The sequence below is a fragment of the Desulfosarcina sp. genome (assembly GCF_041551955.1).
In the GTDB taxonomy this organism is placed as follows: Bacteria; Desulfobacterota; Desulfobacteria; order Desulfobacterales; family Desulfosarcinaceae; genus Desulfosarcina.
In genome coordinates this window covers 1-9,191 of sequence record NZ_JBFELV010000188.1, presented here as the reverse complement: position 1 = coordinate 9,191, position 9,191 = coordinate 1, and the positions used below count along the sequence as shown (strand labels likewise).

8 protein-coding genes are annotated in these 9,191 nt (G+C 58.6%); 5 read left to right on the top strand and 3 right to left on the bottom strand.

The features are described from left to right. From ABYV26_RS14550 to ABYV26_RS14530, 5 genes are all read left to right on the top strand, one after another. Nucleotides 1-1,268 (top strand): glutamate synthase-related protein (locus ABYV26_RS14550; RefSeq protein WP_372682077.1); only part of this gene is annotated, 1,268 nt, incomplete at its 5' end. A 5-nt stretch (nt 1,269-1,273) separates the two neighbouring features. Further along, entirely contained in the window at nt 1,274-2,734 is a 1,461-nt protein-coding gene (locus ABYV26_RS14545; protein ID WP_372682076.1) for a glutamate synthase subunit beta, read from the top strand. A gap of 151 nt (nt 2,735-2,885) precedes the next feature. Beyond that, a complete protein-coding gene (gene lysA / locus ABYV26_RS14540; protein ID WP_372682075.1) occupies nt 2,886-4,124 on the top strand; it encodes a diaminopimelate decarboxylase in 1,239 nt (412 codons plus the stop codon). A 30-nt stretch (nt 4,125-4,154) separates the two neighbouring features. Beyond that, entirely contained in the window at nt 4,155-4,625 is a 471-nt protein-coding gene (locus ABYV26_RS14535) for a pyridoxamine 5'-phosphate oxidase family protein (RefSeq protein ID WP_372682074.1), read from the top strand. Next, the gene (locus tag ABYV26_RS14530) at nt 4,622-6,877 is read left to right on the top strand and encodes a PEP/pyruvate-binding domain-containing protein (protein ID WP_372682073.1); all 2,256 of its coding nucleotides are present in this window, start codon (nt 4,622-4,624) and stop codon (nt 6,875-6,877) included. Before ABYV26_RS14535 ends, ABYV26_RS14530 begins: the two co-directional genes overlap by 4 nt. A gap of 276 nt (nt 6,878-7,153) precedes the next feature. Here ABYV26_RS14530 and ABYV26_RS14525 read toward each other — a convergent pair whose 3' ends face one another. The 3 genes from ABYV26_RS14525 to ABYV26_RS14515 all read right to left on the bottom strand — a co-directional run. Further along, nucleotides 7,154-7,762 carry an isoprenylcysteine carboxylmethyltransferase family protein gene (locus ABYV26_RS14525; RefSeq protein WP_372682072.1) on the bottom strand — a complete coding sequence of 203 codons (609 nt, stop codon included), beginning with the start codon at nt 7,760-7,762 and terminating at the stop codon, nt 7,154-7,156. A gap of 201 nt (nt 7,763-7,963) precedes the next feature. Continuing rightward, nucleotides 7,964-8,617, bottom strand: a complete 654-nt coding sequence (locus ABYV26_RS14520) for a TrkA family potassium uptake protein (RefSeq protein WP_372682071.1) — start codon at nt 8,615-8,617, stop codon at nt 7,964-7,966. Between the two features lie 4 nt (nt 8,618-8,621). After that, nucleotides 8,622-9,191, bottom strand: a 570-nt coding sequence (locus ABYV26_RS14515) for a potassium transporter TrkG (protein WP_372682070.1), incomplete at its 5' end; no start/stop codon positions are given.

Sequence of the window (9,191 nt, the reverse complement as noted above, 5' to 3'; positions counted from 1 at the left end):
TCCAAAACGGCCTGCGTGACCGGGTGGTGCTGGAGTGCGATGGCCAGCTCAAAACCGCCCATGACGTGGCCGTGGCCTGCCTGCTGGGCGCCCAGGAGTTTGGCTTCGGCACCATTTCCCTGGTGGCGCTGGGGTGCGTCATGATGCGGGTATGCCACCTGAACACCTGCCCGGTGGGTATCGCCACCCAGGATCCGGCGCTGAGGAAAAAATTCACCGGCAAGCCCGAGCACCTGGTCCGGCTGATGCGCTTTATCGCCGAAGACCTGCGGGCCATCATGGCCGGGCTGGGTTTTCGCACCATCGACCAGATGTCCGGTCGGGTTGACCGGCTGAAAATCAACCCCGCCTTAGACCACTGGAAGTCCCGCGGCCTGGACCTGAACCCCATCCTGCACCAGCCTGTGCCACCGGAACACATCCTGCGGTTGTGCATCCCCAAAGGGCTGATGAACGATACCCAAGCACCGCCGGATGCCGACCTGATCCGGCTGGCCCTGCCGGCCCTGCAAGATGGATTGGCCACGCAGATCGATATGCCCATCACCAACGTCCAGCGTACGTTAGGCACCCGCCTCAGCCATGCGATTGTCAAACGATACGGCGAAATAGGGCTGCCCAACGACACCATTGTGATCAACGCCGCCGGCAGCGCCGGCCAGAGCTTTTTCGCATTCGGCGCCCCGGGCATCACCGTGCGTGTCCAAGGGGATGCCAACGACTACTTCGGTAAGGGCCTTTCCGGTGCAGTGCTGGCCATCCGGCCGCCGGAGGAAGCTGTTTTTGCCGCCGAAGAGAACATCATCATCGGCAATGTGGCCCTTTACGGCGCTACGGCTGGCCGGGCCTATATCCGGGGCCGCGCCGGTGAACGCTTTTGTGTGAGAAACAGCGGCGCCGTGGCCGTGGTGGAGGGGGTGGGCGACCATGGCTGCGAGTACATGACCGGCGGCCGGGTGGTGGTGCTGGGTCCCACGGGACGCAACTTCGCCGCCGGCATGAGTGGCGGTGTCGCCTATGTCCTGGACGACGCAGACGGACACTTCAGGCAAAACCGCTGCAACCGTAAATCGGTGGACCTGGAGCCGGTAACAGGGGATGACGAAGCCGAGTTGATCGGCCTCATCGAAGCCCACTTGACCTTCACCGGCAGTACGGTGGCTTCACGGCTGCTTGAATCTCGAGAGCCCATTAAAGGGCGATTCATCAAGGTGATGCCCAGGGAGTACAAACAGGCAATTGCCCGGTTGACCAAAGAGGAGAATTAGACGCCATGGGAAAGCCCACGGGATTCATGGAACACGACCGGCAGCTGCCCGACAGGCGTCCGGTAAAAGAGCGGATTGGAGATTTCAAGGAGATCTACAGAGCCTTTCCCGAGGAAAGGTTGCGCGACCAGGCCGCCCGCTGCATGGACTGCGGGGTGCCGACCTGCCACGCCGGCTGTCCCTTGGGAAACCGCATACCGGATTGGAACGACGAAGTATACCAGGATTGCTGGGAGGCGGCCTTCAAACAGCTCATGGCCACCAACAATTTTCCCGAATTTACCGGTCGCCTCTGCCCGGCCCCCTGCGAGGAGGCCTGCGTGCTGGCCATCAACGCACCGGCGGTGACCATTGAACAGATTGAAAAGACCATCATCGAACACGCCTTCGAAAAGGGATGGGTCCGCCCGCAACCGACCTTGCGGCGCACGGGCAAAACAGTGGCGGTGGTCGGTTCCGGTCCTGCCGGCCTGGCCTGCGCCCAGCAGCTCAACACGGCCGGTCACTCGGTGGTCGTGTTCGAACGGGACCCCAAGGCCGGCGGACTCCTGCGCTACGGCATTCCCGACTTCAAGCTTGAAAAACAGGTGGTCGATCGGCGATTGAACCTGATGGAAAGAGAAGGCATTCTTTTTAAAACCGGCGTACACGCCGGTGTGGACATTTCCGGAGAGACGCTTTGCACCGAGTTCGATGCAATCGTCGTCTGCTGCGGCGCCACCCGACCCCGGGACCTGCCCATCCCCGGCCGCGGACTTGAAGGCATCCACTATGCCATGAATTTTCTTTCCGGCCAGAACCGTGTGGTCTCCGGTGAAGTGCGGACACTTTCCATAAACGCCAACGACAAGCAGATCATCGTCATTGGCGGAGGAGATACCGGCAGCGACTGCATCGGCACCAGCCACCGTCAGGGCGCCGCCTCTGTGGTCAATTTCGAACTGCTGCCCCGGCCGCAGGAAGAACGCCCTGAATCTCAGCCCTGGCCTTACTGGCCCATGCGCCTGCGCACCAGCAGCAGCCATGAGGAAGGCGGCAGCCGCAATTGGAATATACTCACCAAACGATTCATCGGCGACGCCGGTCGGGTGCAGGCCCTGGAGACGGTTCGCGTGCGATGGACCGGGGAGGCTGGCCGACCGGAACAATTCGAAGAGATTCCTGGATCCCAAAAAACCTGGCCAGCGGATCTGGTGCTCCTGGCGATGGGATTTGTCGGCCCGGATCCGGACACCTTGGTTGCCCAGCTCGGGCTGGCCCTGGACGCTCGGGGCAACATCAGTACCGGCAGCAATTTCATGACCTCGCGGCCTGGCGTCTTTGCCGCCGGAGACGCCCGCCGTGGACAGTCCCTGATCGTCTGGGCCATCTCCGAAGGTCGCGAAGCTGCCCGTGCCGTAGACGTTTTTCTCATGGGTGGGTCCGACCTGCCGGAAAAAGGGTGCTGCGACCTGCCGCGGGGATAGGCGTAAGGGGAATTATTTCGATTCCTCAAACGACCGTCTCACGCCAATACTGTCCTTCCCGGCCGCTTCCCGCTGTTTTCCCGGTGACCGCGGTGGTACTATATGGACCATCACCCGAATCAATGGGCTTCCATAGCAAGAGGTGAAAGCCATGGATTATTTCGAGTACCGCGACGGAGAGCTTTGGGCGGAAGGGGTTCGCGTCAAGGAATTGGCCGAGCGCTTCGGTACCCCTCTGTATGTATATTCAAAAAGAACGCTCACGCGCCATTACCACGCCTTCGACACGGCCCTGGGTGAACTGGATCACCTGACTTGTTTTTCGGTCAAGGCCAACGGCAATGTCAGTCTCCTTCGCCTGCTGGGCGGCCTTGGTGCCGGTGTGGACATCGTCTCGGGGGGAGAATTGCACCGGGCCCTAACGGCCGGCATCGATCCCCGCAAAATCGTTTTCTCAGGCGTGGGCAAGCAGGAACACGAGATCCGGGACGCCCTGAAGGCCGACATCCTCATGTTCAATGTGGAATCCGCCCAAGAGCTCAAACACATCGGGCGCATCGCTGCAGAGATGAATACACCGGCTCGGATCAGCATCCGCATCAACCCCGACGTGGATCCCAAAACCCACCCCTACATCTCCACCGGGCTCAAGAAAAACAAGTTCGGTCTGGATATGCTCGAGGCCGCCGGTGCCTATCTGCTGGCCAAGGAAGCGCCTTTTGTGGAACCGGTGGGCATGGATTGCCATATCGGATCCCAGCTCACCCAGATCGACCCCTTTGTGGAAGCCCTGAAAAAGCTGCTCGCCTTTGCCGACCGGCTTCAATTCTCGGGCGTGGACATCCGCTACCTCGATCTGGGTGGGGGGCTGGGCATCACTTACAACGAAGAGGCGCCGCCCCTGCCCGCGGATCTGGGCCAGGCCATTGTCGATAGCCTCGCTGGCCGGACGCTCACCGTCATCCTGGAGCCGGGCCGCGCCATTGCCGGGAATGCCGGTATTCTGGTCACCCAGGTCCTGTATACCAAAAAAAGCAGCGCCAAGAATTTCGTTATCGTGGATGCAGCCATGAACGACCTGGTGCGCCCCTCTCTTTACGGTGCGTACCATCGCATCGGGGAAGTAACCCCCAAATACCGTGAGAAAATTGTCGTGGACGTGGTGGGTCCCATCTGCGAAAGCTCCGATTTTTTAGCCCAGGACCGACGGCTTCCCGCTGTGGAACCCGGAGAACACCTGGCCGTCTTCTCCGCCGGTGCCTACGGCTTCACCATGTCTTCCCAATACAACGCCCGGCCCCGTGCCGCCGAGGTAATCGTCGATGGCGATCAGACCACGCAAGCCCGTCGGCGGGAGACCTATGCGGACCTCATCGCCCTGGAAATTTGACTGCAAGCCAACCCTCCGGAGGTATCACAGGTGAAAGACATCCACCAACTCAAATCAAAACTCTCAGCCCTTTTCGCCGAGCAGTACTTTGCCGTCCTGGCGACCCGCTCACGTGACAGCCTCCACACCACGCTGGTGGCCTTTGCCGCCGGCGACGACCTGAAAACGCTCTTCGTGTGCACCCCCCGGGCTACGCGTAAATTTGCCAACCTCAAGCAGAACCCGTCGGTTTCTCTGCTGGTGCACAACAGCTCGAATATGGCCACGGACATCCGCCAGTCCATTGCCGTGACAGTGTCCGGCGCTGCCGAGGAAGTTCCCGCGGATCGCCTGGAAGCCGCCCGAACGGTATACCTGGCCAAACAGCCCCACATGTCCGGCTTTGCCACCTCCCCCAACACGGCCATCATCGAGGTAACCGTGGACCGCTACGATGTGGTGGCTCATTTCCAGGACGTTACCATCTTGGAAATCCAGAAGAACCGGATCGTGCAGCCATGAACGGCATCCTTTCTTTTGCCCGCATCGAACGCCGTCACCAGGGTCTGGTGGGCGGCAAGGCGCTTGCCCTGGCCACGCTGATGCGCGGCGGAATCACAGTACCCGACGGCCTATGCGTAACCACCAGCGTATACGAAGACTTCATCCGCACCACCGGCCTGGGGACACGTATCGAAATGGAGATAGGCCGGCTTCCCCTGGCACAGATGCGCTGGGAAGAGATCTGGGACATGGCTCTGCGCATCCGCAACCTTTTTCTCAACACCGCCATCTCCGACCCTCTGAGAGAAACGCTCGCCTCGGAACTGGAGGCGCGATTTGCCGGCCGTCCGGTGGTGGTGCGCTCCTCGTCACCCCAGGAGGACCGCGCCGGCAGCTCTTTCGCCGGCCTGCACGAATCATACGTCAATGTCCGCGGCCTCGATGCGATCTTAGCACACATCCGTCTGGTGTGGGCGTCCCTGTGGTCCGACGGCGCTCTACTCTACCGCAAGGAACTGGGCATGGACATGCGAAAAAGTGCCATGGCGGTGATCGTTCAGGAGCTGGTGGCCGGCGAGCGCTCCGGCGTAGCCTTTTCCAAAAGTCCCGACGGCGCCGACCATGCGGTGGTGGAATCGGTCTACGGTCTCAATCAAGGCTTGGTGGATGGCGCCATCGTTCCGGATCGCTGGACCCTGGACCGCCGCACCGGCAAAATAATTAACCACACGCCGGCCGTCCGGGAACAGGCCATGCGGCCGGTGGACGGCGGCGTCACCTTGCTGCCGCTGGTGGAAGCAGAACGGCACGCCCCCCCGCTGGATCAGGGCTCCCTGGACCGGGTGTTTGGCATGGCCATGCGCCTGGAGAAAACCTTCAAAGGGCCTCAGGACACGGAGTGGACCATTCGGGGAGAGTCCCTTTATCTCCTCCAGAGCCGGCCGGTGACCACGACCCAGGACAGCCCATCGGACGGCACCCCCTGGTCCGCAGGCGACAAACGTCCCTGGTATCTGAGCCTTAAGCGCAGCTTTGACAACCTGAAGGTATTGCACCGCCGCATCGAGGAAGAACTCCTACCCGAGATGGCCGCCGAGGCCCGGTCGCTGTCCAAAACCGACCCGGCAGGACTCTCCGACGCCCAGCTCATCGACGCCATCGAGACGCGCATGCGCATTCATCGTTACTGGGTAGATGTCTATTGGCGCGACTTCATCCCCTTTGCCCATGGTGCCCGCCTCTTCGGCCAGGTCTATAACGACTTGGTGAAGCCCGAAGACCCCTATGCGTTCACCGCCCTGTTGGGCGAAACCCGCATGACCGGGATGGAACGCAATCTGGAGCTGCGCAGGCTGGCGCGCATGATCCGGTCCGACAATCGCCTGCGTGAACGATTAACGTCCGGGACCATGCAAGATGTAAACGAAGCGTTTTCAACTTATTTTAACGCTTTTCTGGAACGCTACGAAGATCTAACATTCAAAGCAGTCCGTTTTTTCAAGGACCGCGAAGGGTTGATCCGCTTATTGTTGGAAATGGCGGAACAGGCCGAACCCGAGGCGGCTGCCGGGCGGCCGGACATCGCCGCCTTGGCCGATGATTTTGTCAACCGTTTTCCCGAAGACCGACGGGAGTTTGCCCGCCAACTTTTAGAGATTGGACGATCCAGCTACCGGCTGCGGGACAACGACAATATTGTCCTTGCCCGCATCGAGGCCCAGCTGCTCAAGGTTGTGGACGAGGCCAAGCGGCGCATCGGTGAGCTCGACCGGGTGGACGCCGACGCCCTCACACCCGCCCAGGCAGTTAAGATTCTATCGGATCCGGCCGCCATCCACGACATCGTCAAGGAACAGGCGACCATCGACGAACCGGTCCAGCATCAGGGCCGCCCGGGTCTGGTTCCGCAGACCGTAGACACTGCTGACGGGGATTTCATCATGCGGGCCCGCCAGATCATCGGCCAGCCCGCCGGCCAGGGTCTGGCCGTGGGGAAAGCCCGGGTGATTTCAGCGGTCGACGACCTTTTTCAGTTCAAATCCGGTGAAATTCTCGTCTGCGATTCCATCGATCCCAATATGACCTTCGTGGTACCCCTGGCCGCGGCCATCGTGGAGCGGCGCGGTGGCATGCTGGTTCACGGCGCCATTGTCGCCCGCGAATACGGTCTGCCCTGCGTCACGGGCGTCGCCGACGCCAGCACCCTGATCCACACCGGCGACCGTCTCACCGTGGACGGCTACCTGGGTATTGTGACCATCGGGGACTGAAAAACCAGTCCGCCAGCCTGATAAAATGAATGTCTATGGAAGCGGCTTTGAAAAAAATACGGCTCCAAAAGACGCAGGTTGCCTGACAACCCAGATAGATCGCTTCCATCCAGAAACGGAATCTTCTGGATGGGATTTTCCTGTTTACATTGGATTGCATTGACCAGTGAATATTGGCAAAAGTGCTTGGGTTCTATAACTCAATAAATCACCATTCTTGAGCCAAGCCCCGCAATAATAATATCGTGTGCAATGATTGACATACGATACCAATTTTTAAAAAAGCGACCACAAAGAAGGCAACAGACCGATTTCCCTGAGTCCCTCGATCACTTCAAGTACCCCTGCCAACCAAACGAACCATAAGGCACTGAAAATATGTTTTCTGTATACAGGTGGTTTTACGAGATACGCTTCAGGTTCAGAAAAAGTGGAGAGCTTTGGGAAAAATGCCGGGACTTTTTTAGCATAGGCGTCAAACGCAACGCCGAAAAGGTGTTTAAGTCGTCTTTCTTCACTTTTTATGACGAATGGATAATAAAATGCAAATAGAAGGATGAATACGATGGGAAAAGTAAAGGTCTCGGTGGCGCACCCAATCCCAAGCACCCCTATCATACTAAAAAAATACAAAGGATTGCGACATATCGAGTAAGGCCCCTCAGTAACCAATTTATCATCTTTGTAACCAGCTATATAAAGCGAACACCACATTCTACCCAATGATGCAATAGCCACAAAAATCAGGCCTATGAAAAACAAAGAAAAGGTGATTGTTTCGTTTTTTGTTTCCCAGCGGCTCTTTGTGCTGAATAGGAAGAATAAAACACAGACTGCCGCAATACGAGACAAGATTAACCGATACTTTTCAAATAATGAGTACATTTTAGGCTGCTCCATTTTTAGGGGCCGGAAAGTAAAGTTCTCCCCCGGATTGCATTTCCCTGGGGCTATGCGGCGGTGGCCTAACATTTAATTTTCGCTATGCCACGTGATTTTTTTCGACTGCCTGGAAAATAAGCTTTGCCCCACCCTTTCTGTCTGAAAGTGTATTCACCGGGAGATCACATAGAAGGTTCAGTTTGACTACTCCTTCAGTCCGGTCAGCGCCTTGTCTGGGCCCAGCAGGACCAGCACATCACTGTCTTTGACGACAAACCGGCCGGTAGGAATCATGACCACATTCTCGGGTACCATCTCCTTTATGGCAACCACCTGAATCCCGTGCTTGTTGATCAAATCCAGTTCGATCAAGCTTTTTCCAATAAATGCCTTAGGGGGAGCCAGTTCAGCAATACTGTACCCCTCCATGAAGGGCAGGTAGTCGAGTACGTTGGGGTTGTCCAGCCGCTGGGCCGCGGTCAGGGCGATATCTTTTTCGGGGAAATAGATGTCATCGGCCCCAATTTTCTGCAGAATGCGGCCATGGGCATTGCTCACCGCCTTGGCCACCACCCGCTTGACCCCCAAATCCTTGACGTTGAGCGTTGCCAGGATCGAGCTGTTGAGTACGGATCCGATGCTCACCACGACGGCATCCATCGTTTCCAGTTCCAGCTCTCTGAGGGCTTGCAGATCGGTGGCGTCGGCAATCACGGCCCGGCTCACCTGATCCCGGATTTCCTGGACCTGCCGGGGGTTGATGTCGATGCCAAGCACCTCGTGGCCTTTCTGAAACAGCTCGGAGGCGAGATAATAACCGAAATTTCCCAGTCCGATCACGGCAAATTGCTTTTTCATGTTTTTATCCGATCATGATGTTTTCTTCGGCGAACTGAAACCGGTTGACGCGCTCCCGGCTCACGGCCAGGCCTATAACCATCGGGCCCAGCCGGCCGATGAACATGAGCACGGCAATGGTGATGCGTCCGAATGGGGTCAGGCTGTCGGTAATGCCGGTGGACAGCCCGACGGTGCCGAAGGCGCTGATGGTTTCAAAAAACAGCTCGAGGAAGCGCCCGCGGGTCTGGTTGTGGGAGATCCCGCCCAGTTCACTGACCATCAGCGCCATGACGGCCAGGGTGATGACTGCCGCGCTGACCATGACCACGCTGGTGGCCTTGGACATGCTGGCCTCGGTCAGTGTGCGCCGAAACACCTGGGGGCGGCTGAATCCTCTCAAGCGCGAGATGTCCAACACCGCCAGGCCGGCGACGGTGGTGGTCTTGACCCCCCCGCCGCAGGAGCCGGGACAGGCGCCGATAAACATGAGGATGCAAAGCATGAACAGGGTCTCGTTGGCCATGATGCCCAAGTCCAGGGTGTTGAATCCGGCGGTCCGGGCGCTGATCGACTGAAACAGGGCGGCCAGCAG